The sequence below is a fragment of the Cellulomonas uda genome (genome assembly GCF_006538705.1).
GTDB classification, from domain to species: domain Bacteria; phylum Actinomycetota; class Actinomycetes; order Actinomycetales; family Cellulomonadaceae; genus Cellulomonas; species Cellulomonas uda.
In genome coordinates, this window is sequence record NZ_BJLP01000040.1 from 12446 (window position 1) to 36762 (window position 24317).

A 24317-nucleotide genomic window follows, 5' to 3' on the forward strand; every position below is an offset into this window, starting at 1 on the left:
CGCGCGCCCGACGACCCTGCGCGACAGGTCAGTCGCGCACGACGACGAGCCCGTCGTCGTGGTCGTGCGGCAGCCCGAGCTCGTGCGCGCGCTCGTGCGCCTCCCGGGCCGCCATCCGCTCCGCGATGCGCGCCTGCACCTGCGGCCGGCGCAGCGGCGGGACCGTCGGTGGCGGGGTGCGGCGCTCGGGCAGCTCCGCGAGGATCGCGGCGGTCGCCGCCGCCACCGCCCGCACGGCCGCCTCGAACGGTTCACGCGTCGCGGCCGACGGTGTGCGCACCCCCGTGACCTTGCGCACGTACTGCACGGCGGCGGCCTCGATCTCATCGTCGGTCGCGGGCGGCTCGAGGCCGCGCAGGGTCGTGATGTTCCGGCACATGTGCCGACGCTACGCCGCGGCCCGCGGGCCTGTCAGGACGCGTCCCCGCCGGGGCGCTCGAGCTCGAGCAGCGCCGCCTTCGCGGCGTCACCACCGGCGTACCGGCCCGGGGACCCGTCGGAGCGGACCACGCGGTGGCACGGCACGACGAGCGGCACCGGGTTGAGCGCGCACGCGGTCCCCACAGCCCGCACGGCGCGGGGGCGCCCGGCCGCGGACGCGACCTGGGCGTAGCTGGCCGTGCGCCCGTAGCCGATCGTCGGGAGGTGCTCGACGACCGCACGCCGGAACCCGGTCGCGAGGCGCAGGTCGACCGGCAGATCGAACCGGTGGCGGGCGCCCGAGAAGTACTCGTCGAGCTGACGTGCGACGTCGTCGAGCCTGCGGGGCGCCGCCAGCACGCGCGGGCTGACGCGCGCCGCGAGGTCGGCCAGCACGGCGTCGTGGTCCTGCACCGCGAACGCGACGCGGACCAGCCCGACCGGGGTGGCCGCGAGCAGCAGGGTGCCGACCGGGGCGTCGAGCGTCCGGTACGCGACGTCGAGCAGGCCCGCGTCCTGCGCGCGCGCGACGAGCCGCGCGTGCAGGTCGGCGATCGCCCGCTCCCCCGGTTCCGGCACGGCCGCCAGCAGGCGCGCGGCCTCGTCGTCGACGGTGCTCATGACCGGTCTCCTGTCTGCGGGAGGGCGGCGCGGTCGCCGTCCTGCTCGTCGTGCCACCACCGCGGCGCCGTGCGACGCAGGGCCGCGACGCCGTCGGCCGCCGCCCGCCGTGCGGCCTCGACGCTGCCGCCGAGCTCGGCGGCGACCTCGGCGTACGGCAGACCGGCGAGGTGGTGCAGCGTGACCGCGTGCCGCTGCTTGTCGGGGAGCGTCGCGAGCGCGCCCCACAGGTCGAGGTCGCGGTGCCGGTCGCTCGCGGGCGCGTCCGGCAGGTCACCGACGGGTACCGCACGCCGCCGGGTCGCGCGCCACACGTCGATCGATCTGCGGCGTGCGATCGTCACGAGCCACGCCTCGACGTTCGTCCCGGGCTCGAGCGTGGGCCAGGCACGCAGCGCCGCGAGGAACGTCTCGGCCCACGCGTCCTGCGCGTCGTGCGGTCCGACGACCGCCCGGCACACGCGCAGCACGGTGGCACCGTGCGCGCGCACGACCTCCTCGAACGGTCCGGGCATGGTCACAGTGTGCAGACGTCGCAGCCCGTCACGGCGTGAGGTCCGTGCGTGGACCGCGCGCCGAGCGCGGCACGCAGACGGGCACGCGTGCGCTGGGCACCCCCTGACCTGCGGCAGGATGTGACCGTGACCACGACGAACTCGTTGCCGGCCCGGTCCCTGATCGTCGCCCAGGCCCTCGCGGACGCCGGTGTCGAGGGGGAGGTGGTCGAGCTGCCCGACTCCGCGCGGACCGCGGCGGAGGCGGCGGCCGCGCTCGGCTGCCAGGTCGGGCAGATCGCCAACAGCCTCGTGTTCTGGGCCGACGCCACGCCGTTGCTCGTCATGACCAGCGGCCGGCACCGCGTCGACACGACCGCGCTCGCCCGCCGGCTCGGCCGCACGACCCTCGAGCGCGCCACGCCCGAGCAGGTGCGGCTCGCGACGGGCCAGGCGATCGGCGGCGTCGCACCCGTCGGGCACCCGACGCCGCTCGAGACGGTCGTCGACGAGTCGCTCGCCGAGTACGCGCGCGTGTGGGCCGCGGGTGGCACGCCCCACACGGTCTTCCCGACGACGTTCGACGAGCTCGTGCGGCTCACGGGCGGCTCGGTGCACCCCGTCACGAGCTGACGCGACGCGCGTCACGGGCGCGCCGGGACCTTCGTGCCACCTTCGGGCGCCCTCGAGGGGCGATGCTGGCAGCGTCGTCACCCAGGGTCAGCGAGGTGATCGGGATGCGGATCGACGGACCGGTGGTCGTCGCCGTCGACGGGACGGAACGCAGCGTGCGGACGCTGCGCTGGGGCATCGAGGCTGCGGTGCAGCGTCGGGCACGGCTCGTCGTCGCGCACGTCGCCGCGCCCGCGGTGGGTCCCTGGACGTGGGCCGGCGCCCCGGCCGTCCCGGCGGACGACGACGCCCTCGTGGGCGAGCTGCGCCAGGTGTGCACCAGGGTCGCGCGAGCGCACCCCGACCTCGACGTCACGGCCGTCCTGCTGCACGGGTCGACCGTCCCCGCGCTCACCGAGTACGCGCGCGACGCGCAGCTGCTCGTCACCGGACGGCGCGGCGCACCGCCGGCGACGCTGACGGTCGGCACGGCGCTGTCCTGGCGCGCCCGCTGCCCCGTCGCGATCGTGCGCGAGGACCTCGTGACGTCCGGACCCGTGGTCGTAGGTGTCGACGAGACGCCGGGGTCGTGGTTCGCGGCCGGGCTCGCGGCGCGCGAGGCGCGCCACCGCGGGGTGCCGCTGCACGTGCTGCACGCCCGGCGCCCGCACGACGACGACGCGGGCCGTCGCACCGCGCTCGACGTCGCCGCGGACCTCGCGGAGACCTACCCGGACCTGCCGGTGCGCTCGTTCCTGTCCGACGGTGACCCGGTCCGCGCGCTCGTCGAGGCGTCCCGCACGGCCGGCCTCCTCGTCGTCGGCAGCCGTCAGGTACGCGGCTGGCGACGGCTCGTCGGCAGGCGCGTGGCCCGCCTCGCATCGTGCCCCGTGCTCGTCGTGCGCGACGAGACGCCGTGACGCCCCGCCGCGGTATCTGAGCGCACGTCACCGGTTCCTCCCCGACGACCGCCGCGGGCGGAGGGCGAGGAGGCCTGCCATGTCGTACACGGGCGACGGGCGGCTGCCCGTCATCTACGTCCGAGGGTTCGCGGGGGGCCGCGGCGGCATCAACGACGCGGTCGCCGACCCGTTCTACGGGTTCAACGAGGGATCGGTGCAGGTCCGTGTCGTCGACTCGGCGCGTCCGCAGTTCCACCAGTTCGAGAGCCCCCTGCTGCGGCTCATGATCGACCACGAGTACCAGCTGCTCGTCGAGGGGAACCAGGCGACCTACCTGCAGACCAGGGGCGACGGCGACGTGCCCGCCGCGACGATCTGGGTGCACCGCTTCTACGACGACTACTCGACGGAGCTCGTGACGGACGCACCCGCGTTCAGTATCGAGTCCGCGTCCCAGAAGCTGTTCGAGATGGTGCAGCTCGTGCGGCGCCGGACGGGCGCGCCACGGGTCTTCCTGGTGGCACACTCGATGGGCGGGCTCGTCGTGCGCGGGATGCTGCAGCGCGTGATCCCGGACACCCTCGGGCCGGACGGGCGGCCGCTGGTCGCGTCGGACCTGGTGGACCGGGTCTTCACGTACGCGACGCCGCACGGCGGGATCGAGTTCGACGTCGGCTTCGGGCTTCTCGAGAAGCTGCGGGACACGCTCGGCGTGCAGGGCGCCGACATCTTCGGGCCGCGCCGCATGCGCGAGTACCTGACCCCGGCGAGCGCCACGGAACCGGAGGGCGGGTTCGACGCGACCGTCCTGCCCGACGGGAGCTTCCCGCGCGAGCGGTTCTTCTGCCTCGTTGGGACGAACGCCTCCGACTACGACGTCGCGCTCGGGCTCTCGGCGCGCGCGGTGGGCCCGCGCAGCGACGGTCTGGTGCAGATCGACAACGCCTACATCGACAAGGCGCCCCGTGCCTTCGTCCACCGCAGCCACTCGGGGCGCTACGGGATCGTCAACTCCGAGGAGGGCTACCAGAACCTGCGCCGGTTCCTGTTCGGCGACCTGGAGGTCACGGCCGACCTCACCGGGCTGCGGCTGCCCGGGACGCGGGACGACGACACCGTCTGGCAGCTCGAGAGCCAGATGTCGATCCGCGGCCTGCCCGTGGTGCTGCACGAGCAGAGCGCCGCGCACCTGTGCCCCATCCAGATCGAGCGTCCGAGGACCACGGACGACGCGGCGCGACCGGTCCCGCTCGTGCGCACGTACCTGTGGTCGAAGGCGAGCCGCCCGCAGGACCCCCGGACGGGGGCGCGGTCCACGACCATGCGACACGTGCTGCGGCTGCGGCTGCTGTCGCTGCGCAAGTCCGGGGGGCTGCTGTCGTTCCTCGACCACCTCGAGCAGGCCGAGGACTGGTCCGACGTCCTCGTGGTCGACATCGAGATCTCGCAGGACGCACAGCCGCGCGCCTGGGCCGAGTGGGGGTCACGGGTCGAGGGCGCGCTGCGGGACTGGAAGCCGGACCCGAGCACGACGCTCCCGCTGACGGACGAGGAGGACGCGCCGGGTGTGTGGCGTGCCTGCGTCGGGGTGCCCGAGGCCGCCCGCCCGCTGCTCGGGGCCGGCGCGGCCGTGACGATCCAGGTGCAGGGCCGTGCCACGCTCGACCGTGCGGTGCGCGTGTGACCGACCTGACCGGCGGGCGACGGTCGCGCGGGCAGGCCGTGTGAGAGCCTGGGTGCAGAGCCCGCCGCCGGGCTCCCGGACGAGGGTGCCGTACCCGGACAGCGACAAGACGGCACGTCGGAGCTCGCCATGGCATGGTTCGTCCTCGTCCTGTCCGGAGCCCTCGAAGCCGTCTGGGCCACCGCCCTCGGCCGCTCGCAGGGCCTGCACCGTCTCGTCCCGACGGTCGTCTTCGTGGTCGCGCTGACCGCGAGCATGCTGGGGCTCGGCTACGCGATGCGCACGCTGCCAGTCGGCACGGCGTACGCCGTGTGGGTCGGCATCGGTGCCTCGTTGACGGTGGGCTGGGCCATGCTCAGCGGCGCCGAGCCCGTCAGTGCCGTCCGGCTGCTCCTCGTGCTGGGCATCGTCGCGTGCGTGGTCGGGCTGAAGCTCGTCCACTGACACCCCCGCTGACGCCCCCGCTGGCACCCCTCAGGCGGGCATGACCTTCGCGCCCGCCGCCCGTGGCGTCTGCGGCGGGCCGACGAACCAGCTCACCGAGCGCGCGACGTCGCCTGCCCGCAGCCACTCGTGGCGCTCGGAGCGCGGGTCGTCCTGGTCGTCGCGCCACGCCACCATGACGTGCTCCGCGGTCCACCGCACGGCCCGCGCGGGGCGCCACTCCTCGGTCCCGTCGAGCCAGACCACGCGGACGATGACCGGGATGTCGCCCTGCGGCCGGACCGGGATGCGCTCGGGAGCCTCCCGGTTCGCGACCTCGCGCCGGGTGCCGCGCGGCGCCCATGCCCCGGCGCGAGGGTTCGTGCTGTGCTCCACCCGGTCATCGTACTCGCACACCTGTTCGAACCGCGACGCCGGTCGGCCGCTCTCACCCGCCCGCCGTGCGGGTCCAGGCGGCGGCAGGTGCGATCCTGTCCCCGTGACAGCCCAGGAGACCGCGCCCGAGGTGCGCCGCGGGTACGCCCGGGGGCGGGCGACGCGCGAGGAGATCCTCGAGGCCGCGCTCGTGCTGTTCGGCGAGGTCGGGTACCACACGGCGTCCCTGCGGGAGATCGCCGCGCGCGTCGGGATCTCCCACCCGGGCCTGCTGCACCACTTCGCGAGCAAGGCCGCGCTGCTGGAGGCGGTGCTGCAACGCCGCGACGACGTCGACGACGCCGCCATGGCGCAGGACCTCGCGTCGGGCTTCGACTACCTCGAGGCGCTCGTACGCGTCGTCGAGCGCAACGCGGCGCGGCCCGGGATCGTCGAGCTGTTCGCGACGCTGTCGAGCGAGGCGACGTCTCCGGCGCACCCCGCGCACGCGTACTTCGAGCGCAGGTACGCCCGCACGCTCGCGGACCTGGTCCGCGTGTTCGAGCAGCACCGCGCGGAGGGCCGGCTGCGCGACGGTCTCGAGCCGGTCGCGGCGGCGCGACGCATGATCGCCGTGATGGACGGGCTCCAGGTGCAGTGGCTGCTCGGCGCGGACTGTCCCGCGACGCGCGTCGACATGGTCGAGCACGTGCGTGCGCAGTACGTGTCGTACCTGCGCGACTAGCCCTCCTCGTCGGCGTTCGCGAGCGCGACCAGCGCCGCGAGGTCGTCGTGGTCGAGGGGCGCGAAGCCCGAGTCGACGAGCGCACGGGCGGGCATCTGCAGGATCATCGCGCGCATCGTCTCGTCGAGGTCCGCGAGGCCCTGCTCGCCCTCGCGTGGTGCGAGCAGCGGCGCCAGGACCTGCGCGCCGCGCGGGTGCTCGAGCCACTCGCCGATCGTCGACATCGCGCTGAGCTCGCCCCACAGGGGCTCGCCCTCGACGTCCACCTCGAGCGCGCCGCGCACGTCGCGCGACGACGCCCCGACCTCGACGACGAACGCGCCGCCCTCCACGACCCACCGCCGCAGGCCGGGGTGCCAGTACGACAGGTCCCGGGCCGTGAGCGTGAACGACGCCGTGGCCGACTCCCCCGGCCCCAGCGTGAGCTTGGTGAACGCCTTGAGCTCACGCGCGGGACGCACCACGCCGGCCTGCGGATCCCGCACGTACACCTGCACGACCTCCGCACCGGCGCGCGCTCCGAGGTTCGTGACCCGCACGTCGACGTCGAGCGTGACGTCGGCACCCGAGCCGTGGACCTGCACGCGCACGTCGTCGTACCCGAAGGTCGTGTACGTCAGGCCGTGCCCGAACGGGAACGCGACGTCGAGCCGGCGCGTGTCGTACCACCGGTACCCGACGAGCACCCCCTCGCCGTACCGCACGTGCCCGTGCTCCCCGGGGAAGCTCCCGAACGCCGGGGTGTCCTCGAGCCGCAGCGGGACGGTCTCCGCGAGCCGGCCGGACGGCGGCACCGCGCCCGTGAGCACGTCCGCGACGGCGGACCCGCCCGCCTGCCCGCCGAGCCACGTGACGAGGACCGCGGCCGCGTCGTCGCGCCACGGCATCTCGACCACCGAACCGCCCGCGAGGACGACGACGACCCGGCGGGTGACCTCGGCGAGTGCGTGCAGCAACGCGACCTGGTTCTCGGGCAGGCCGAGGCGCGGCCGGTCGTAGCCCTCGGACTCGTCCGGCGCCGGCAGGCCGAGGTGCACGACGACCGTGTCCGCGCCGCGCGCCGCGTTGACGGCCGACTCGAGCAGCGACGCGTCGTCTCCCGGGCGTCCCTCCGGCAGGGTGTAGCCCGGCTCGAACGCGACGTCGTCGCGCTGGGCGCGCAGCGCGCTCAGCGCGTCGTCGAGACGCGTCGGGTTGACCTGCGAGGAGCCCGCGCCCTGGTAGCGCGGCGTGCGGGCGAGCTCGCCGACGACGAGGATGCGCCCGCCGGCCAGCGGGAGGAGCGGGGCGCCGTCGACGGGCTCGTTCTTCAGCAGGACCGTGCCGGCGGCGGCGGCCTCGCGGGCGAGGGCATGGTGGGCGTCGGCGTCGTAGGCCCCGGGTGCGTCGAGCGCGGGCTGGGCGCGGGCGACGACCTCGAGGACGCGGCGCACGGCGCGGTCGAGCACCGCCTCGTCGAGCCGCCCCTCGCGCACGGCCGCGACGACCGCCTCGTCGGAGCGCGGACCGGCCGACGGCATCTGCAGGTCCAGCCCGGCGGCGAGCGACACCACGCGGTCCTGGACGGCGCCCCAGTCGGAGACGACGACTCCGTCGAAGCCCCACTCGTCGCGCAGCACCTGCGTGAGCAGCCACTCGTGCTCGGACGCGTACGTGCCGTTGATCTTGTTGTAGGCGCACATCACCGTCCAGGGCCGCGCGCGGGTCACGACCCGCTCGAACGCGGGCAGGTAGATCTCGCGCAGGGTGCGCTCGTCCACGTCCACCGACACGCGCATGCGGTCGGTCTCCTGGTTGTTGGCGGCGAAGTGCTTCAGCGACGTGCCGACGCCCTGCGACTGGACCCCCGTGACGAGCGCCGCGCCGAGCTCGCCCGAGAGCACGGGGTCCTCGGCGAGGTACTCGAAGTTCCGGCCGCACAGGGGCGTGCGCTTCATGTTGACGCCCGGTCCGAGCAGCACGGCGACCTGTGCGGCCCGTGTCTCGCGGCCGAGAGCCTCCCCCACGCGACGCGTGAGGTCGACGTCCCACGTCGAGCCGAGTGCGGCGGCGGTCGGGAAGCAGGTCGCGGGTTCCGCGCCCCCGAGCCCGAGGCCGACCGAGGCGCTCGTCTGCTTGCGCAGGCCGTGGGGTCCGTCGGTGACCATGACCGACGGCACGTCGAGGCGTTCGACGGCCTTGAGGTGCCAGAAGTCGGCACCCGACGTGAGTGCCGCCTTCTCCTCGAGCGTGAGCCTGGGCAGGACGTCCTCGACGTCGAACATGGCACCTCCTCGTGCGGGTCCGTGTGCCGAGGCTAGCCGATTACCTACCGAGTGGTAGGTGACGTGCGTCGCGCGTGCTTGCGTGCCGCACCCTCCCGGACTACGTTGGTAGTTGAACGTACAACTATCTCGCTCGACCGCCACCACGACCACCCCCCGCTGGAGCGCCCCCCATGACCACGTCCCCCCTCGCCGCCGTCACCGACGAGCAGGTCATCAACCCCGAGACGACGATGGACGCGGTGACCCTGCGCGTGGGCGACCTCGAGCGCATGTCCGGCTACTACTCCGGCGCGCTCGCGATGGAGCCCCTCGAGGAGCGCAGCCGCGGCCGCGAGGTGCACCGCGTGCTCGGGCGCGGCACCACCCCGATGCTCCGCCTCGTCCACACCCCCGACCTCCCGCCGGTCGACCCCCGCCAGTCGGGCCTGTTCCACACCGCGTTCCTGTTCGACGACCGCTCGAGCCTCGCGGCGACCGTGTACCGCGCCGCGCAGGACCCGCTCAGCCGGTTCGTCGGGTCCAGCGACCACTCCGTGAGCGAGGCGTTCTACTTCACCGACCCCGAGGGCAACGGGATCGAGCTCTACACCGACCGCGACCGCGACCTGTGGCTGCACCAGCGCGGCCAGATCATGATGACCACCGAGTTCCTCGACCCCAACGCCTTCCTGCGCGAGCACCTCACGCAGGAGGCCGTCGACGCAGGCCCGCGCCTCGCCGGGCGCGTCGGGCACGTGCACCTGCAGGTCGGCGACATCGCACGCGCCGACGACTTCTACGTCCGCACCCTCGGGTTCGAGGCCACCATGCGCGAGTACCCCGGCGCGCTGTTCGCGTCCGCGGGCGGCTACCACCACCACATCGCGATGAACGTGTGGAACAGCCAGGGCGCCGGCCCGCGGGCCTCGACGCTCGGTCTCGGCGACGTGGCGGTCACGGTCCCGACGCGCGTCGACCTCGACGCGCTCGCCGCCCGCCTGCGCACGCGCGGCGTCGCGTTCGCCGACGACGGCCGTGCGATCACGACGCGCGACCCGTGGGACACGCAGGTCACGGTCTCGCTGCCCGGCTCGACCACGCAGGACGTCCTCGCGCGCTGACGCCGCCCCGGGCGTCAGCCGAGCGCGCTGCGCAGGTCCGCGACGTCCGCCGTCTCGATGTCGACCGCCGCGGCGCCGGCGCGCAGCGCCTCGTCCGCCGTCACGAGCACGTCGGCCTGGATGTGGGCCACCGCGAGGTACTCCGCGGGCCGGACGTCCGACCACTGCGCGCGGTCCGCGAGCTGCCACGCCACGCGCCGCGTCACGCGGTCCGAGAGCAGGCGGATGCGCAGCATCGCGATCCCGTCCAGGTCGGCGAACCCCTCGCGCCGCGCGCGCTCACCACGCAGCACCTCCTCGCGCAGCAGCGCGAGCGCGTCCGAGCGGAGCACGCCCGGCCCTACCCGGGAGTGCTCCGGGGGCACGACCACCCCGGCGCGCACCAGGCCGACGGCGACGGGCGCGTCGATCGCGAACCGGGTCACGTCCCGAGCGTGCCACGCGGCCGACGCGGCCACCAGGGTGGGCCGTCAGCCCCGGCGCACGGGCACCAGCGTGACGTCGCGCAGCCCGGTGCCGTCCACCACCGCCGTCATGAGCGTGCACACCGGCTGGCGGCGCCGGTCGGTCGGCGATCCCGGGTTGAGCAGCCGCGTGCCTGCGGACGTCACGGCGTCCCACGGGATGTGGCTGTGGCCGAACACCAGCAGGTCGGGCCGGTCGTCCGCGAACCGCGCGTCGACCCGCCGCGCGCGCCCGTCCGCCGGCCCGGTCTCGTGCACCACCGCGATGCGCACGGCCTCGACCACGACCCGCGCGACCTCGGGCAGGCGCGCGCGCAGGTCGGCGCCGTCGTTGTTGCCGGACACGCCGACGAGCCGCGGCGCGCGTGCCTCGAACGCGTCCAGCGTCGCGACGTCCACCCAGTCCCCCGCGTGCACGACCACGTCAGCCGCGTCGACCGCACGCCACACGTCGTCGGGCACCCGCCGCGCGCGCGCCGGGACGTGAGTGTCGGACACCAGCACGAGACGCGTCACCATCGGCCCATCGTGCGCGACCCGGCCCGAGCGCGCAGGTCTCGGCGCCACCCCGCGAGCGCGTGCGGGTCGCGCACCGCACGCCCCCGGACATGCGTCAGGCCTGGTGAGACGACGTCTCACCAGGCCTGATCTCGTCGGGCTGACAGGATTTGAACCTGCGACCCCTTGACCCCCAGTCAAGTGCGCTACCAAGCTGCGCCACAGCCCGAACGGCTCCCGAAGAAGCCTGCGACAGCCTACCGTACGTGCGCGGGTGCCCCGTCTCCCGTCCGACCCGTGTCGGTGTCGCCGTCCCCGTCTGCTCCCCCGTGGTCCCGCTCGCGCAGCACGTCGAGCTCGGCGGCGACGAGCCCGAGCAGGACGACGTCGAGCGCGAGGCCGGCGTAGCCCACCCACTCCTCGATGCGCAGGAGTGCCACCTGCGTGATCAGCAGGCTCACGAGCACGGCGCGACGGAACCAGGTGAACGCGCGCTCGCGGTCGTCGGCCAGGAGCCCGGCGACGCACGCCGCCGTCGTGGCCGCACCACCGGCCAGCAGCGCCCCGACGACCCACCCGGCGGTCCCGCCGTCACGCGCGAGCCACAGGCCGCGCGCGACGCCGAGGAGCGCCGTCCCGGCGATGGTCACGACGGCCACGCGCGGCACCCACGCCGCGCGCACGAGGCGTCGCGACAGCCGGACCACGCCGTGCGACACGGCGGCGACCGGGTCGGGCAGCTCGCTGCCGTCCGGGCGGACGGTCGCGACGAGCGCGGCGGCCTCGTCGTGGCCCGGAACGCCGTGCGCGGCCTCCAGGAGGTCCTGCGCGTGCTCGCGCACGCGTGATGAGAACCCGCCCGCGACGCCCGCGACGGCCTGGTCGACGGCTGCCGCGAGCCGCTCCGACGGGACGGCGCGGCGACGGCCGGTGAGCACCTCGCCGACGAGGGCGAGCGCCACGACCGAGACGTACACGAGCATCGCGGTCGGCCCGTAGAAGTAGTCGTAGTCCTCCGTGACGAACTTCCCGATCTCGTCCACGAACAGCCCGAACCCGATCCCGCCGACCAGCACGACGAGGGGCCGCACCACCGGGCCGATGAACGACAGCGCCAGCAGGACCGCGAGACCGAGCAGCAGCCCGCCCCACAGCACGTGGGACACGTGCAGCCCGGGACCCCCGACCTGCGGGAAGCCCGTGGCGGCGAGGGCGCCGCGCGTGACCAGGACGGTGAGCACCGTCACGACGAGGAACGCGGTGACGTGCCGGGACGCGTGCGGGTCGCGAGGCAGCCCCCACCGCAGGAGCAGGCCGCGCGGCCCGCGGGCCTGCCAGGGCGCGCCCTGCGACGTCGCCCCGGTCGCTCCACCGCCCGAGGTCACCGCTTGCGCTTCTCCCGCACGCGGACGGAGATCGTGATGGGCGTGCCCTCGAACCCGAACGTCTCGCGCAGGCGGCGCTCGATGTACCGGCGGTAGCCGGGGTCGAGGAACCCGGTGGTGAAGACGACGAACCGCGGCGGGCGCGTGGACGCCTGCGTCGCGAACAGGATGCGAGGCTGCTTGCCGCCGCGCAGCGGGTGCGGGTGCGCCGCGACGAGCTCACCGAGGAACGCGTTGAGCCTGCCCGTGGGGATGCGCATGTCCCACGAGTCGAGGGCCGTCTCGAGGGCGGGCACCAGGCGCTCGGCGTGCCAACCGGTCTTCGCCGAGATGTTGACCCGCGGCGCCCACGTGACCTGCACGAGCTCCTTCTCGATCTCGCGCTCGAGGTAGGGCCGGCGGTCCTCGTCCATGAGGTCCCACTTGTTGTACGCGATCACCAGTGCGCGGCCCGCGTCGATGACCTGCTGCACGACGCGCGTGTCCTGCTCGGTCATCGGCTGCGACGCGTCGAGCAGGACGACCGCGACCTCGGCCTTCTCGATCGCGGCCTGCGTGCGCAGGCTCGCGTAGAAGTCCGCGCCCGTCGTCTGGTGCACGCGGCGGCGGATGCCCGCGGTGTCGACGAACACCCACGGCACGCCCTTGAGCTCGATCAGCTCGTCGACCGGGTCGCGCGTGGTGCCGGCGACGTCGTCCACGACGACGCGCTCGGCGCCGGCCACCTTGTTGAGCAGCGACGACTTGCCCACGTTCGGACGCCCGACGAGCGCGACGCGGCGCGGGCCGGCGGGGCGGAGCACACCGTGCGCGGACGTCTCCGGGAGCGCGTCGAGGATCGCGTCGAGCAGGTCGCCCGTACCGCGGCCGTGCAGCGCGGAGACGGGGTGCGGCTCACCGAGCCCGAGGCTCCACAGGACGGCGGCGTCGGCCTCCGCGGCCGGCCCGTCGACCTTGTTGGCGCACAGGACCACGGGCTTGCCCGAGCGGTGCAGGAGCCGCACGACCTGCTCGTCGGTGTCCGTGGAACCCACCGTGGCGTCGACGACGAACACCACCGCGTCCGCCAGCGCGATCGCCACCTCCGCCTGCTCGGCGACGCGCTTGTCGATCCCGGCGACGTCGACCTCCCAGCCGCCCGTGTCGACGAGCGTGAACCGCCGCCCCGACCACTCCGCCGGGTAGCTCACCCGGTCGCGCGTGACACCGGGCTTGTCCTCGACGACGGCCTCGCGGCGGCCGAGGATGCGGTTGACGAGCGTCGACTTGCCCACGTTCGGGCGCCCGACGATCGCGAGGACCGGCAGGGGCGCCTCGGCACCGGTGCCGTCCTCGTCGTCCCCGTCGTGCTGCAGGAGTGCGAGGTCGTCGTCCTCGAGCTCGTACTCCGCCAGACCCGCCCGCAGCGCGCGCTCACGCTCGGCGTCCCCGGCCTCGTCGGGCAGGACGAACTCGACCTCAGGCTCACTCATGGTGCCCATTGTCCCTGACGAACGCCCTGGACCCGACCCCGGACCGCCGTCGGGCAGGGAGTCGTCGCGCACACGCCGGGCCGCGAGCCCCTCAGGGGGCCTCGGCGGACAGCGGCGCGTCGGCCGGCAGCGTGAGGCCGGTCGCCTCCACGGTCGCGGCCACGTGCAGCGCGAGCGCGTCCCGGATCCGCTCGTTCGCCTCGGTCATCGCCTGCCGGCCCGACACGCCGGGCGCCCGCTCGACCACGACCGGCTCCCCGAACGCGACGACGAGGCGTCGGCGCACCCGCGGCAGGTGGTTGACGCCTTGCCCGGTACGCCTCGTGCCCAGCACGGCGACCGGCACGACGGGTGCGTTGCCGTTCAGGGCGAGCCACGTGATGCCCGCGCGCGCGTCCGCCGCGTCACCCTTGCCGCGGCTGCCCTCGGGGAAGATCCCGACGACTCCCCCGCGCTTGAGCACCTCGAGGCCCGCGCCGAGCGCGGTGCGGGCGTTGTCCCGGTCGACCGGGATCTGGTCCAGCGCGCGCAGGAGCGCACCCAGCGCGCCGGAGAACATCTCCTGCTTGATGAGCATGTGCACGGGCCGTGGCGACGCGCCGACGAGCACGGGCCCGTCGATCACGCCCGTGTGGTTCGCGGCGAGCAGCACCGGACCCGTCGTCGGCACGCGGTGCGCGCCGAGCACCCGGGTCGCCCACACGCCGTGCGCGACGACCCGCCCCAGGGCGTGACCGGCCCGCGCACCCGCCGTCGGTCGCCGGCGCTGCTCGCTCATGCGCGCTGCCCGCCGACCTGCTCGACGACCGCGAGCACGGCGGCCACGGTCTGCTCGAAGTCCAGGTCGGACGAGTCGACCGTCACGACCCCGTCCGCCGCGACGTGGAACTGCACGACCGTCGAGTCGTCCGCGTCGCGTCGCAGCACCTGGTCGCGCGTCGCGTCGACCGATGCCGCGTCGTCGGAGCCGTGCACGTCACGTGCTCTCCGCGCGAGCCGGGCCTCCTCGGACGCCGTCAGCAGCACACGCACGTCGGCGTCGGGCGCGACCACCGTGGTGATGTCGCGGCCCTCCGCGACGATGCCGCGGCCGTGCGAGAACGACGACGCGTCGGCCTGCTCCGTGATCGCGGCACGCTGCCGACGGCGGAGCTCGTCGCGCACGTCGAGGTTCGTCGCGACCGCGCTCACCGCGGCCGAGATGCGGGTCTCGCGGATCGCGTCGTCCACGGGCGTCCCGTCGACGACGACGTGCGGCGCGTCCGGGTTCACGCCCTGGTCGAGCGGCAGGTCACGCACGGCCTGCGCCACGGCGGCCCGGTCGTCGAGCGCGACGCCCGTGTGCAGGCACCACCACGTCGCGGCGCGGTACATCGCACCGGTGTCGAGGTACGCGAGCCCCAGACGCCGGGCGACCTCTCGCGACACGCTCGACTTCCCGGACCCCGAGGGTCCGTCCACGGCGACGACGAGCGCGCTCACACCACCAGCCTCCATCCACGTTCCGCCAGCTCCCACTCGAGCTTGGTCGCACTGCCCGGCAGCACCGAGATGACCGCCATGCCGACCTGCCGGCCGGCCGCGTGCTCGAGGCGCAGGTCCTCGAGGTTGACCCCGGTCTCGCCGACCTCCGAGAGCAGCCGCGCGAGCTCGCCGGGCGAGTCGGGCACGAGCACCGTGACCTCCTCGTAGGCGCGCTGCGCGCCACCGTGCTTGCCGGGGATCCGGGCGACTCCCTCGTTGCCCGCCGCGATCGCGCGCGCAAGCGTCACGAGCACACCCGTGCCCACCGTCTCGGGGCCCGTGGCCGAGTCCGCCTGCGCGAGCGCGGTGATGACCGCGTCCAGGTCCGTGCGCAGCGACTCGAGGATCGGGCGGACCGCCGCGGAGTTCGCGGCCAGGATCGACGTCCACAGCTCCGGGTCGGACGCCGCGATGCGCGTGACGTCCCGCAGGCCCTGCCCGGCGAGCCCGAGCGCTCCGTCGTCGACGTCCACGAGCCGCGCCGCGACCAGCGACGCGACGACCTGCGGCACGTGCGAGACCGCGGCGACCGCCGCGTCGTGCGCGTCGGCGGCCATCGTGACCGGCACCGCGCCCAGGTCCACCGCCAGCGCACGCACGGCGAGCACCGCGTCGGGCGACGACTCGGCGGACTCCGCGATCACCCAGGGCCGCCCGAGGAACAGGTCCGGCACCGCCGCCGACGGGCCCGAGCGTTCCCGGCCCGCCATCGGGTGCGAGCCGACGTACCGGTCGAGCGGCACACCGTGCTCGCGCAGCTCCGCGAGCACGTGCCCCTTGACCGACGCGACGTCGGTCACGACCGCGTGAGGGTACGCCTCGAGCTGGCGGCGCACCACGCCCGCCGTGACGTCAGGGGGCGCCGCGACGACGACGAGCGCCGGCTCGTCGTCGTCCGGGCGCGCGGGGCGACCGGCACCCACGTCGCGTGCCAGCGCGACCGCGGTGCGCGACGGGTCCTCGAGGCGCACGTCCACGCCCTCCGCGCGCAGTCGCAGCCCCACGGACGCGCCGATCAGCCCGGCGCCGACGACGAGGACGGGGCCGCGGGTCGCGGCCGTCACATCCCCGCCTGGGACATCAGCGATCCCAGCTCGACCTGCGACAGCACACGCGTGCGGCCCTGCTTGAGGTCGCCCAGGCGGATCGGGCCGATGCGCGTGCGGACGAGCTTGGTGACGGGGTGCCCGACCTCCTCCAGCATGCGACGCACGATCCGGTTGCGGCCCTCGTGGATCACGATCTCCACGAGCGACAGGTGCGGCAGCGCCTGGACGATCGTGACCTTGTCGGCCTTCGCGGGGCCGTCGTCGAGCTCCACGCCGCGCTGCAGGCGCGTGGCGGTGCCGGGCGTCACGCGGCCCTGGACCTCGGCGAGGTACGTCTTGGCCACGCCGTGCGACGGGTGCGACAGGTGGTTCGCGAGCTCGCCGTCGCTCGTGAGCAGCAGCAGGCCCTCGGTGTCGGCGTCGAGCCGACCGACGTGGAACAGCCGCTCGGAGCGGTCCCGCACGAACTGCGCGACCGAGGGGCGACCCTGCTCGTCGTGCATCGTCGACACGACACCCTTGGGCTTGTTGAGCGCGATCGTGACGTGCGACGTGTCGAGCTGAACGCGCAGCCCGTCGACGAGGACGACGGCGCTCTTCGGGTCGACGCGCACCCCGAGCTCCATGACCACCTGCCCGTCGACCTCGACCCGGCCCGACGTGATGAGCGTCTCGCACGCGCGTCGCGAGCCGAGACCGGCGGCGGCGAGCAGCTTCTGCAGGCGCACGCCCTCCGGGTCGTGCACGTCGATGGTCACCGGAGCGGGGGCGGCGCGGCGCGCGGTCTGCGGGCGGTTCGGGCGGGAGGCCGCGGACTTCCCGCGCGACGCACCGCCCGCGGCCTGCCCGCGATGCGGCTTCTTGCCACCGCTCGGGGCACCGCCACGCGAGGCGCCCGGTCGTCCGGGTCGTCCGCCGTCCGAGCGGCGAGGCTGGGGGGTCATGCAGGTCCTCCGATCGTGGCGCCGGTGTCGTCGACGCCCTCGAGGGCGTCGATCTCCGGCAGGTAAGGCGCGAGCGGGGGCAGCTCGTCCAGGCTGGACAGGCCCATCCGCTCCAAGAAGTATCCCGTGGTCCCGTACAGGAGCGCACCGCTCGTCGGCTCCGTGCCCACCTCGACGACTAGCCCGCGTGCCGTGAGCGTGCGCATCACGCCGTCCACGTTCACCCCGCGCACGGCCGAGACCTGCCCGCGGGTCACCGGTTGACGGTACGCCACGACCGCGAGCGTCTCGAGCGCCGCCTGCGTGAGACGCGCGGACTGGCCGTCCAGGACGAACCGGCCGACGACGTCCGCGTACGCGGGGGCGGAGTAGATGCGCCAGCCCTCCCCCGCGTGCCGCAGCTCGAACCCTCGCGGGCGCCCGCCGCGCTCGCCGCGGTACTCGGCGGCGAGCTCCGCCGCCAGCTCCTCGACGCGCGCGGTGGGCAGGGCGAGCACGCTCGCGAGCCGGACCGTCGCGATCGGCTCGTCGGCCACCATGAGGACGGCCTCGAGCGCAGCGGTCGCGCCGCCCGGCAGCTCGTCGACGTCCACCTGCGCCGCATCGGGCGTCGCAGCCCGGGCACCCGCCTCGTCGTCGTGCACGCTCATGCGTCCTCCCGGTCGTGCGTGTCGTCCGTGTCGTGCGTATCGGGTCCGTCGGGCGGGCCGTCGCCCGCGGTCGGTGCCGGACCGTCCTCCTGGTCGAAGTCGTCGGACACCGTGACGTCGCCCTCGGCCGCCCCGGTCCACCGGACGGTCAGCTCGCCGAGCGGGCTCACCTGGTCGAAGCCCACGGCACCCTCACGGAACAGCTCCAGCAGCGCGAGGAACCGGGTGACCACGACGATCGTCGACCCCGCGTCCGCCACGAGCGCACGGAACGAGGCCGAACCGTGGTGCCGCAGGCGGTCGACGAGCACCGCGGCCTGCTCGCGCACCGAGACGGGCGGCGCGTGCAGGTGGCTGATGTCCACGCCGGGCGGCGGCGGCTGCGGTGTCAGGGCCTTCGCGGCGAGGGCCGCGAGCTGGTCCGGACCGACCTGCCACACGAGCTCCGGCAGCAGCGCGGCGAGGTGCGGCTCGAGCGCGACCGTACGCGGGAACCGCCGGCCCTCGGTGGCCCACCGGTGCGCCAGGTCCGCGGCGACCTGCTTGTACGCGCGGTACTGCAGCAGTCGTGCGAACAGCAGGTCACGCGCCTCGAGCAGCTCGAGGTCCTCCGCGTCCTCGACGTCGGCCGACGGCAGCAGCCGCGCGGCCTTGAGGTCGAGGAGCGTCGCCGCGACCACCAGGAACTCCGAGGCGCGGTTGAGGTCCCACGCCGCCTCCGCCGCCCGGATGTACGCGATGAACTCGTCCGTCACGCGCGCGAGCGCGACCTCCGTGATGTCGAGCTTGTGCTTCGCGATCAGCCCCAGCAGCAGGTCGAACGGACCGCTGAAGTTGTCGAGGTGCACCTCGAAGCCGGCGGTGCCGGCGGGAGAGCCCTCCGCCGCGGTGCCGGGGCCCGGCAACCGCTCCTCGGTCGTGCGGGTGTCAGCGTCGCCGCCGGGCGCGGCCTCAGGCGGCGTCGCCACGGGCGACGAGCTCGCGCGCGAGCTGCCGGTAGGCCGCGGCGCCCGAGTGCGTGGGTGCGTACGTCGTGATCGGCTCGGCGGCCACGGTCGCGTCGGGGAACTTCACCGTGCGCCCGATGACGGTCTGCAGCAGCGTGTCGCCGAACGCCTCGTGGACGCGTGCGACGACCTCGCGGGCGTGCAGCGTGCGGGAGTCGTACATCGTGGCGAGGATGCCGTCGACCTCGAGGCGGGGGTTGAGCCGGTCGCGCACCTTCTCGATCGTCTCGATGAGCAGAGCCACTCCGCGCAGCGCGAAGAACTCGCACTCGAGCGGGATGAGCACACCGTGCGCGGCGGTCAGGGCGTTGACCGTGAGCAGGCCCAGCGAGGGCTGGCAGTCGATGAGCACGACGTCGTAGTCGTCCAGCACCGGTCGCAGCGCACGCGAGAGGACCGACTCGCGGGCCACCTCGCCGACGAGCTGGACCTCGGCGGCCGACAGGTCGATGTTCGCGGGCAGCAGGTCGAGCCCAGGGGTCGCGGTGTGCCGCAGGACGTCCGCGACCTGCGCGTCACGCTCCATGAGCAGGTTGTAGACCGTGAGGTCGAGCTCGTGCGGGCTCACTCCGAGGCCGACCGATGCCGCGCCCTGCGGGTCGAAGTCGACGATGAGCACGCGCCGGCCGTACTCGGCCAGCGCCGCGGCCAGGTTGATGGTGGTCGTCGTCTTGCCGACGCCGCCCTTCTGGTTGCACATCGCGATGACGCGGGCGGGTCCGTGCGAGGCGAGCGCCGCCGGCTCCGGGAAGTGCGGGAGCGGACGCCCGACGGCGTCGACCTGGTCCTGCGTCGTCTCGCTGGTCACCACGACGGACAACCTACCGGAGGCGACGCCCCCCGGCGTCGGTACCGCGCCGTTCGACATGCCGTTCGACATGCCGTTCGACGTGCCGTCCGAGGCACCGTCCGAGGTGCCGTCCCGCACGACGTCCCGGTGCCACCTCTCAGCGCGCCCGAGGATGGCTGAGCTGGTACACCTCGCGCAGCGTGTCCGGCGTCACCAGCGTGTAGATCTGCGTCGTCGTGACGGATGCGTGCCCCAGCAGCTCCTGCACCACGCGCACGTCCGCGCCACCCTGCAGCAGGTGCGTCGCGAACGAGTGCCGCAGCGTGTGCGGCGACAGGTGCGCGCCGGTGCCGTCCCCGCCGACGAGCCCCGCGCGCTCGGCGGCCGTGCGCAACGCCGCCCACGCCGACTGCCGGGAGAGCCGTGCGCCCCGGGTGTTGAGGAAGACGGCGGGCGTCCCGCGCCCGTGCGCGGCGAGCACGGGCCGACCGCGCACGAGGTACGCCTCCACCGCCTCGAGCGCGAACGACCCGAGCGGGACCACCCGCTCCTTGGCGCCCTTGCCGAACAGGCGGACCGACGCGCGGCCGGGGGTGGGGTCCACGTCGTCGACGTCCAGCCCCACCGCCTCGGAGATCCGCGCGCCCGTCGCGTACAGCAGCTCGAGCAGCGCGCGGTCGCGCAGCGCGGTCGGCCCGTCGCCGAGCCCCGCGGCGTCGATCAGCCGCCCCACCTCCTCGACCGTGATGGCCTTGGGCAGGCGGCGCGGCTGCGCGGGCGGGCGCACGGCACGGGCCGCGTCGCTCGTCGTGACGCCGTCCCGCACCCAGAACCGGTGCCAGCCGCGCACCGCGACCACGGCACGCGCGGCCGACGAGGCGGACAGCGCGGTGCCCCCGTCGGCACCCGTCCGCAGGGCCGCCAGGAAGTCCTCGACGTCCTGCTCGACGACGTCGTCGGGCGTCGCGCGGCCACGGGACTCGAGGTACGCGACGTACCGGCCGAGGTCGCGGCGGTACGCCGACGTGGTGTTGCGGGACAGCCCGCGCTCCACGGTCAGGTGCGCGAGGTAGTCCTCGAGCGCGCGCGCGAGCGGCGAGCGAGAGACGTCGTCCGCCACCGCGCGCCCGACGTCACAGGGGCAGGAACACGTCGACCGACACCGCGACCGACAGGAGGGTGAGGTAGGTGATCGAGGCGTGGAAGACGCTCATCGCGCGCAGCTTGCCGCGCGCCGGGTCCTGCGCGCGCCGCAGCAGACCGATGCACGAGACGAGGAACCAGACGCCCAGCGCCGTCGCGACGACCGCGTACACCCAGGTCATGCCCGCGGCGGGGACCAGCAGCAGCGAGCACCCGATCATCGCGAGCGTGTAGCCGATCATCTCGCGCGCGACCTTCGCGTCCTTCGCGACGACGGGCAGCATCGGCACGCCGGCGGCCGCGTAGTCCTTGCGGAACTTCATCGACAGCGGCCAGTAGTGCGGCGGCGTCCAGAAGAAGATCACACCGAACAGCAGCACCGCCGGCCAGCCGACCCCACCGGTGACGGCCGACCAGCCGATCAGCACCGGCATGCACCCGGCCGCGCCACCCCACACGATGTTCTGCGGCGTGCGGCGCTTGAGGATCATCGTGTAGCCGACGACGTAGATGAGGATCGCGCCCGCGGTGAGCATCGACGACACCGGGTTCACCAGCAGCCACAGCCACACCAGGCTGACCACGCCGAGCACGAGCCCGAACGTGAGCGCCGCGGCGGGGCTGATCTCGCCCGTCGCCGTCGGACGACGACGGGTCCGGTTCATGACCTGGTCGATGTCACGGTCGATGTAGCAGTTGAGGACGTTGGCGGACCCCGCCGCGGCCGCACCGCCGACGAGCGTCGCGACGACGAGCCCGAGGCTCGGCCAGCCGCCCTGCGCGAGGATCATCGTGGGGATCGTCGTGACCAGCAGCAGCTCGACGACGCGCGGCTTGGTCAACGTCACGTACGGGCCGACGACCGCACCGACGCGACCCAGCGGGTCGCGGCGCCGCGCCGCGGTCGCCTCACCATCGGCGCCACCCTCGGGCCGGTCCTCGGCACGGGGACCGGGGCGGCCGCCGCGCGCCGTCGCGCCGGGAACCGTCGCCCCGGGCGTCGTCGTGCCGTGCGCGCCGCGCGCGCCCGTCAGGGACGCGGCGTCGACTGACCGGTCGTCGACGGACGAGGGGCTCGTGAGGCGCACGCGGGACGGTTCCGTTCGTGTCGTGCCGGCCGGGCGGCGCGGCCCGTCGTCGGGTCCGCGCGCGCGTCGTGCCGGTCGGGGTGTCGGCGATCTGACGTCGCCTCGCCATGCTACGCCCCGGGGCAGGACGAAAGCCCCTCGGACGGGGGCCGCGCGTCGTGTGAGATGGGTCGCTCGTCGCACAGGCACTCCCACGGGGCTGTGAGAGTGGCCGGAGACTGGTCACGACCGCGACCCCCGCGCGCGTGCGCTATAGGCTCGAGCGGCGAGCCGAAGTCCGTCCGGGAGTTCCGTCACGTCCCGGCCCGTCCCCCGCGGACGGACCGACGACGAGGACGGCACCGGGCCAGCCACGGACGAGGACGCGACCCGGGACCAGCCCGGGACGCGCGCGGCGAGCAAGCACGCAAGTCGGAAACGTCACCCGGCTCCCCCCGGGTGGGAATGAGGTGCGGTGAACGCGAAGGCTCCCCTGGCGCAGACGGTCGGCTGGACCGACCTGGACGTGAAGGCCGTGGACACGGTGCGCGTCCTGGCCGCTGACGCCGTCGAGAAGGTGGGCAACGGCCACCCGGGGACGGCGATCAGCCTCGCCCCCGTGGCGTACCTGCTCTACCAGAACGTGCTGCGGCACGACCCGAAGGACACCCACTGGCTGGGCCGGGACCGGTTCGTGCTGTCGGCGGGCCACTCGTGCCTGACCCAGTACATCCAGCTCTACCTCGGCGGGTTCGGCCTCGAGCTCGAGGACCTGCAGGCGCTGCGCACCTGGGGCTCGAAGACGCCCGGCCACCCCGAGTACAAGCACACGGCGGGCGTCGAGATCACCACCGGCCCGCTCGGCCAGGGTCTCGCGTCGGCGGTCGGCTTCGCGATGGCGCAGCGGCGCGAGCGCCACCTCCTCCACCCGGACGCCGCGCCGGGCACGAGCCCGTTCGACCACTTCACGTACGTGATCGCGTCCGACGGCGACCTGCAGGAGGGCGTGACCAGCGAGGCGTCGTCCATCGCGGGCACGCAGGAGCTCGGCAACCTCGTCGTGCTGTGGGACGACAACCACATCTCGATCGAGGGCGACACGCAGATCGCGTTCACCGAGGACGTCCTGGCGCGCTACGAGGCGTACGGCTGGCACGTCCAGTTCGTCGACTGGACCGCCGGCGGCGAGTACCGCGAGGACGTCGACGCGCTGCACGCGGCGATCGAGGCGGCCAAGGCCGTCACCGACAAGCCGTCGTTCATCGGCATCCGCACGCTCATCGCGTGGCCGACGCCGGGCAAGACCGACGACCACTCGTCGCACGGCTCGAAGCTCGGCTCGGACTCCATCCGCGGCCTCAAGGAGCTGCTCGGCTTCGACCCCGACCAGACGTTCGAGGTCGCCGACGACGTGCTCGCGCACACGCGCTCGCTCGCGGACCGGGCGGCGCAGGCGCGCGCCGCGTGGCAGGAGTCGTTCGACGCGTGGGCCGCCGCCAACCCCGAGCGCAAGGCGCTCCTGGACCGCCTGGTCGCCCACGAGCTGCCCGCGGACTGGGAGTCCTCGCTGCCCGTGTTCCCGGCGGGCAAGGCCGTCGCGACCCGCGCCGCGTCGGGTGAGGTGCTGTCGGCCGTCGCCGACGCGCTGCCCGAGCTGTGGGGCGGCTCGGCCGACCTCGCGGGCTCGAACAACACGACGATGAAGGGCCAGCCGTCCTTCATCCCGGCCAAGCGCTCGACCCACGAGTTCGCGGGCGACGAGGGCGGCCGCACGCTGCACTTCGGCATCCGTGAGCACGGCATGGGCGCGATCCTGTCCGGCATCACGCTGCACGGCCTGACGCGCGCGTACGGCGGCACGTTCCTGCAGTTCGCGGACTACATGCGCGGTTCCGTGCGCCTCGCGGCGCTCATGGGCGTGCCGTCGGTGTACGTGTGGACGCACGACTCCATCGGCCTCGGCGAGGACGGCCCGACGCACCAGCCGGTCGAGCACCTCACCGCGCTGCGCGCGATCCCCGGCCTCGCGGTGGTCCGCCCGGCGGACGCGAACGAGACAGCGCAGGCATGGAAGGCCGTGCTCGAGCACCGCGACGGCCCGGTCGGCCTCATCCTCACGCGCCAGAACGTCCCGACGTTCCCGCGCGGCGAGGAGGGCTTCGCCGGCGCCGAAGGCGTCGCCAAGGGCGCGTACGTCCTGCTCGAGGCGAGCACCGGCTCCCCCGAGGTGATCCTGATCGGCACGGGCTCCGAGGTGCAGCTCGCGGTCGAGGCGCGCGAGGTCCTCGAGGCCGCCGGCGTCCCGACGCGCGTCGTCTCGGCACCGTCGCTCGAGTGGTTCGCGGCGCAGGACGACGAGTACCGCGAGTCGGTGCTGCCGTCGGCCGTCCGCGCCCGCGTCTCGGTCGAGGCGGGCATCGCGCTGTCGTGGCACAAGATCGTCGGCGACGCGGGCCGCACGGTGTCGCTCGAGCACTTCGGTGCCTCGGCGGACTACCAGACGCTGTACCGCGAGTTCGGCATCACGACCGAGGCCGTGGTCGCGGCGGCGCACGAGTCCATCGCCGCGGCGCGGGGCGACGCGGCGCCGTCGGCGACCGCGGCGACCCCGACGGCCACCGGCACGGGCGACCAGCAGGGCTGACCCGAGCGGCGGCGGGGCGCCCTCCAGCAGGCGCCCC

The 24317-nt window shown here is 74.5% G+C and carries 25 protein-coding genes, 1 tRNA gene and 1 riboswitch; of the genes, 7 read left to right on the top strand and 19 right to left on the bottom strand.

What is annotated here, in order from left to right; all coding sequences use genetic code 11:
* Positions 1 to 28: 28 nt before the first annotated feature.
* From CUD01_RS11715 to CUD01_RS11725, 3 genes are read right to left on the bottom strand one after another with little or no spacing between them, the layout of a single operon-like run.
* A complete protein-coding gene (locus CUD01_RS11715) occupies positions 29 to 379 on the bottom strand; it encodes a DUF2277 domain-containing protein (protein ID WP_094180041.1) in 351 nt (116 codons plus the stop codon).
* Between the two features lie 32 nt (positions 380 to 411).
* Positions 412 to 1041, bottom strand: a complete 630-nt coding sequence (locus CUD01_RS11720) for a methylated-DNA--[protein]-cysteine S-methyltransferase (protein WP_141321254.1) — start codon at positions 1039 to 1041, stop codon at positions 412 to 414.
* Complete coding sequence (locus CUD01_RS11725; protein ID WP_094182161.1) at positions 1038 to 1556, bottom strand: RNA polymerase sigma factor; 519 nt, start codon at positions 1554 to 1556, stop codon at positions 1038 to 1040. Before CUD01_RS11725 ends, CUD01_RS11720 begins: the two co-directional genes overlap by 4 nt.
* 126 nt (positions 1557 to 1682) lie before the next feature.
* Here CUD01_RS11725 and CUD01_RS11730 point away from each other — a divergent pair, with 126 nt between their 5' ends.
* From CUD01_RS11730 to CUD01_RS11745, 4 genes are all read left to right on the top strand, one after another.
* A complete protein-coding gene (locus tag CUD01_RS11730) occupies positions 1683 to 2168 on the top strand; it encodes a YbaK/EbsC family protein (RefSeq protein ID WP_174773875.1) in 486 nt (161 codons plus the stop codon).
* Positions 2169 to 2272: 104 nt separating this feature from the next.
* Positions 2273 to 3067: a universal stress protein gene (locus CUD01_RS11735; protein ID WP_166772005.1), complete on the top strand. Its 795-nt coding sequence runs from the start codon at positions 2273 to 2275 to the stop codon at positions 3065 to 3067.
* A gap of 79 nt (positions 3068 to 3146) precedes the next feature.
* Entirely contained in the window at positions 3147 to 4733 is a 1587-nt protein-coding gene (locus CUD01_RS11740) for an esterase/lipase family protein (protein WP_141321258.1), read from the top strand.
* 54 nt (positions 4734 to 4787) lie between these two features.
* A riboswitch (guanidine-III (ykkC-III) riboswitch) is annotated at positions 4788 to 4852 on the top strand.
* Positions 4853 to 4862: 10 nt separating this feature from the next.
* A complete protein-coding gene (locus tag CUD01_RS11745) occupies positions 4863 to 5177 on the top strand; it encodes a DMT family transporter (RefSeq protein WP_141321260.1) in 315 nt (104 codons plus the stop codon).
* Between the two features lie 30 nt (positions 5178 to 5207).
* Here the strand turns inward: CUD01_RS11745 and CUD01_RS11750 are convergent, their stop codons facing one another.
* A complete protein-coding gene (locus tag CUD01_RS11750; protein ID WP_232514660.1) occupies positions 5208 to 5552 on the bottom strand; it encodes a hypothetical protein in 345 nt (114 codons plus the stop codon).
* A gap of 103 nt (positions 5553 to 5655) precedes the next feature.
* Here CUD01_RS11750 and CUD01_RS11755 point away from each other — a divergent pair, with 103 nt between their 5' ends.
* Positions 5656 to 6276 carry a TetR/AcrR family transcriptional regulator gene (locus CUD01_RS11755; protein WP_244937764.1) on the top strand — a complete coding sequence of 207 codons (621 nt, stop codon included), beginning with the start codon at positions 5656 to 5658 and terminating at the stop codon, positions 6274 to 6276.
* On the opposite strand, the gene CUD01_RS11760 is transcribed toward CUD01_RS11755, so the two are convergent.
* The gene (locus tag CUD01_RS11760) at positions 6273 to 8540 is read right to left on the bottom strand and encodes an aryl-beta-d-glycosidase (RefSeq protein ID WP_141321264.1); all 2268 of its coding nucleotides are present in this window, start codon (positions 8538 to 8540) and stop codon (positions 6273 to 6275) included. The two genes, CUD01_RS11755 and CUD01_RS11760, sit on opposite strands and share 4 nt — an antisense overlap.
* Positions 8541 to 8713: 173 nt before the next feature.
* Here CUD01_RS11760 and CUD01_RS11765 point away from each other — a divergent pair, with 173 nt between their 5' ends.
* Entirely contained in the window at positions 8714 to 9643 is a 930-nt protein-coding gene (locus tag CUD01_RS11765) for a VOC family protein (RefSeq protein ID WP_141321266.1), read from the top strand.
* Between the two features lie 14 nt (positions 9644 to 9657).
* Here the strand turns inward: CUD01_RS11765 and CUD01_RS11770 are convergent, their stop codons facing one another.
* The 14 genes from CUD01_RS11770 to CUD01_RS11835 form a co-directional block, all read right to left on the bottom strand.
* Complete coding sequence (locus CUD01_RS11770; RefSeq protein ID WP_141321268.1) at positions 9658 to 10068, bottom strand: hypothetical protein; 411 nt, start codon at positions 10066 to 10068, stop codon at positions 9658 to 9660.
* Between the two features lie 45 nt (positions 10069 to 10113).
* Positions 10114 to 10626 (bottom strand): metallophosphoesterase family protein, encoded by a 513-nt coding sequence (locus tag CUD01_RS11775; RefSeq protein WP_141321270.1) that lies wholly within the window; start codon positions 10624 to 10626, stop codon positions 10114 to 10116.
* Between the two features lie 134 nt (positions 10627 to 10760).
* Positions 10761 to 10834 (bottom strand) — tRNA-Pro (locus CUD01_RS11780).
* Between the two features lie 28 nt (positions 10835 to 10862).
* Positions 10863 to 11990, bottom strand: a complete 1128-nt coding sequence (locus tag CUD01_RS11785) for a hypothetical protein (RefSeq protein WP_174773877.1) — start codon at positions 11988 to 11990, stop codon at positions 10863 to 10865.
* On the bottom strand, positions 11987 to 13462 hold the full coding sequence (der, locus tag CUD01_RS11790; RefSeq protein WP_141321273.1) for a ribosome biogenesis GTPase Der: 1476 nt from the start codon (positions 13460 to 13462) through the stop codon (positions 11987 to 11989). The genes CUD01_RS11785 and der overlap by 4 nt, the downstream gene beginning before the upstream one ends.
* Positions 13463 to 13553: 91 nt before the next feature.
* Positions 13554 to 14240: a lysophospholipid acyltransferase family protein gene (locus CUD01_RS11795; RefSeq protein ID WP_141321275.1), complete on the bottom strand. Its 687-nt coding sequence runs from the start codon at positions 14238 to 14240 to the stop codon at positions 13554 to 13556.
* On the bottom strand, positions 14237 to 14959 hold the full coding sequence (gene cmk, locus CUD01_RS11800; protein ID WP_141321277.1) for a (d)CMP kinase: 723 nt from the start codon (positions 14957 to 14959) through the stop codon (positions 14237 to 14239). The genes CUD01_RS11795 and cmk overlap by 4 nt, the downstream gene beginning before the upstream one ends.
* The gene (locus CUD01_RS11805) at positions 14941 to 16050 is read right to left on the bottom strand and encodes a prephenate dehydrogenase (RefSeq protein WP_141321279.1); all 1110 of its coding nucleotides are present in this window, start codon (positions 16048 to 16050) and stop codon (positions 14941 to 14943) included. The genes cmk and CUD01_RS11805 overlap by 19 nt, the downstream gene beginning before the upstream one ends.
* Entirely contained in the window at positions 16047 to 16979 is a 933-nt protein-coding gene (locus tag CUD01_RS11810) for a pseudouridine synthase (protein ID WP_141321281.1), read from the bottom strand. Before CUD01_RS11810 ends, CUD01_RS11805 begins: the two co-directional genes overlap by 4 nt.
* Entirely contained in the window at positions 16976 to 17629 is a 654-nt protein-coding gene (gene scpB, locus CUD01_RS11815; RefSeq protein WP_141321283.1) for an SMC-Scp complex subunit ScpB, read from the bottom strand. The genes CUD01_RS11810 and scpB overlap by 4 nt, the downstream gene beginning before the upstream one ends.
* Positions 17626 to 18597, bottom strand: a complete 972-nt coding sequence (locus CUD01_RS11820) for a segregation and condensation protein A (protein ID WP_371860788.1) — start codon at positions 18595 to 18597, stop codon at positions 17626 to 17628. The genes scpB and CUD01_RS11820 overlap by 4 nt, the downstream gene beginning before the upstream one ends.
* Positions 18581 to 19447, bottom strand: coding sequence for a ParA family protein (locus tag CUD01_RS11825; protein ID WP_369826336.1), 867 nt, complete (start codon positions 19445 to 19447; stop codon positions 18581 to 18583). The genes CUD01_RS11820 and CUD01_RS11825 overlap by 17 nt, the downstream gene beginning before the upstream one ends.
* A 136-nt stretch (positions 19448 to 19583) precedes the next feature.
* Positions 19584 to 20546: a site-specific tyrosine recombinase XerD gene (locus tag CUD01_RS11830; RefSeq protein ID WP_141321285.1), complete on the bottom strand. Its 963-nt coding sequence runs from the start codon at positions 20544 to 20546 to the stop codon at positions 19584 to 19586.
* 13 nt (positions 20547 to 20559) lie between these two features.
* Positions 20560 to 21657 carry a heme o synthase gene (locus CUD01_RS11835; protein ID WP_371860789.1) on the bottom strand — a complete coding sequence of 366 codons (1098 nt, stop codon included), beginning with the start codon at positions 21655 to 21657 and terminating at the stop codon, positions 20560 to 20562.
* Between the two features lie 454 nt (positions 21658 to 22111).
* Between CUD01_RS11835 and tkt the strand changes: the two genes are divergently transcribed.
* The gene (gene tkt / locus CUD01_RS11840; protein ID WP_141321287.1) at positions 22112 to 24280 is read left to right on the top strand and encodes a transketolase; all 2169 of its coding nucleotides are present in this window, start codon (positions 22112 to 22114) and stop codon (positions 24278 to 24280) included.
* Positions 24281 to 24317 lie beyond the last annotated feature (37 nt).

Excerpts from the sequence above, each read along its gene's own strand:
- CUD01_RS11735 (WP_166772005.1), top strand. The coding sequence starts at position 2,273 with ATGCGGATCGACGGACCGGTGGTCGTCGCCGTCGACGGGACGGAACGC.
- CUD01_RS11715 (WP_094180041.1), bottom strand. The coding sequence starts at position 379 with ATGTGCCGGAACATCACGACCCTGCGCGGCCTCGAGCCGCCCGCGACC.
- CUD01_RS11765 (WP_141321266.1), top strand. The coding sequence starts at position 8,714 with ATGACCACGTCCCCCCTCGCCGCCGTCACCGACGAGCAGGTCATCAAC.
- cmk (WP_141321277.1), bottom strand. The coding sequence starts at position 14,959 with ATGGAGGCTGGTGGTGTGAGCGCGCTCGTCGTCGCCGTGGACGGACCC.
- CUD01_RS11740 (WP_141321258.1), top strand. The coding sequence starts at position 3,147 with ATGTCGTACACGGGCGACGGGCGGCTGCCCGTCATCTACGTCCGAGGG.
- CUD01_RS11725 (WP_094182161.1), bottom strand. The coding sequence starts at position 1,556 with ATGCCCGGACCGTTCGAGGAGGTCGTGCGCGCGCACGGTGCCACCGTG.
- CUD01_RS11745 (WP_141321260.1), top strand. The coding sequence starts at position 4,863 with ATGGCATGGTTCGTCCTCGTCCTGTCCGGAGCCCTCGAAGCCGTCTGG.
- CUD01_RS11810 (WP_141321281.1), bottom strand. The coding sequence starts at position 16,979 with ATGACCCCCCAGCCTCGCCGCTCGGACGGCGGACGACCCGGACGACCG.
- CUD01_RS11720 (WP_141321254.1), bottom strand. The coding sequence starts at position 1,041 with ATGAGCACCGTCGACGACGAGGCCGCGCGCCTGCTGGCGGCCGTGCCG.
- CUD01_RS11760 (WP_141321264.1), bottom strand. The coding sequence starts at position 8,540 with ATGTTCGACGTCGAGGACGTCCTGCCCAGGCTCACGCTCGAGGAGAAG.
- CUD01_RS11795 (WP_141321275.1), bottom strand. The coding sequence starts at position 14,240 with ATGAGCGAGCAGCGCCGGCGACCGACGGCGGGTGCGCGGGCCGGTCAC.
- scpB (WP_141321283.1), bottom strand. The coding sequence starts at position 17,629 with ATGAGCGTGCACGACGACGAGGCGGGTGCCCGGGCTGCGACGCCCGAT.
- CUD01_RS11775 (WP_141321270.1), bottom strand. The coding sequence starts at position 10,626 with ATGGTGACGCGTCTCGTGCTGGTGTCCGACACTCACGTCCCGGCGCGC.
- der (WP_141321273.1), bottom strand. The coding sequence starts at position 13,462 with ATGAGTGAGCCTGAGGTCGAGTTCGTCCTGCCCGACGAGGCCGGGGAC.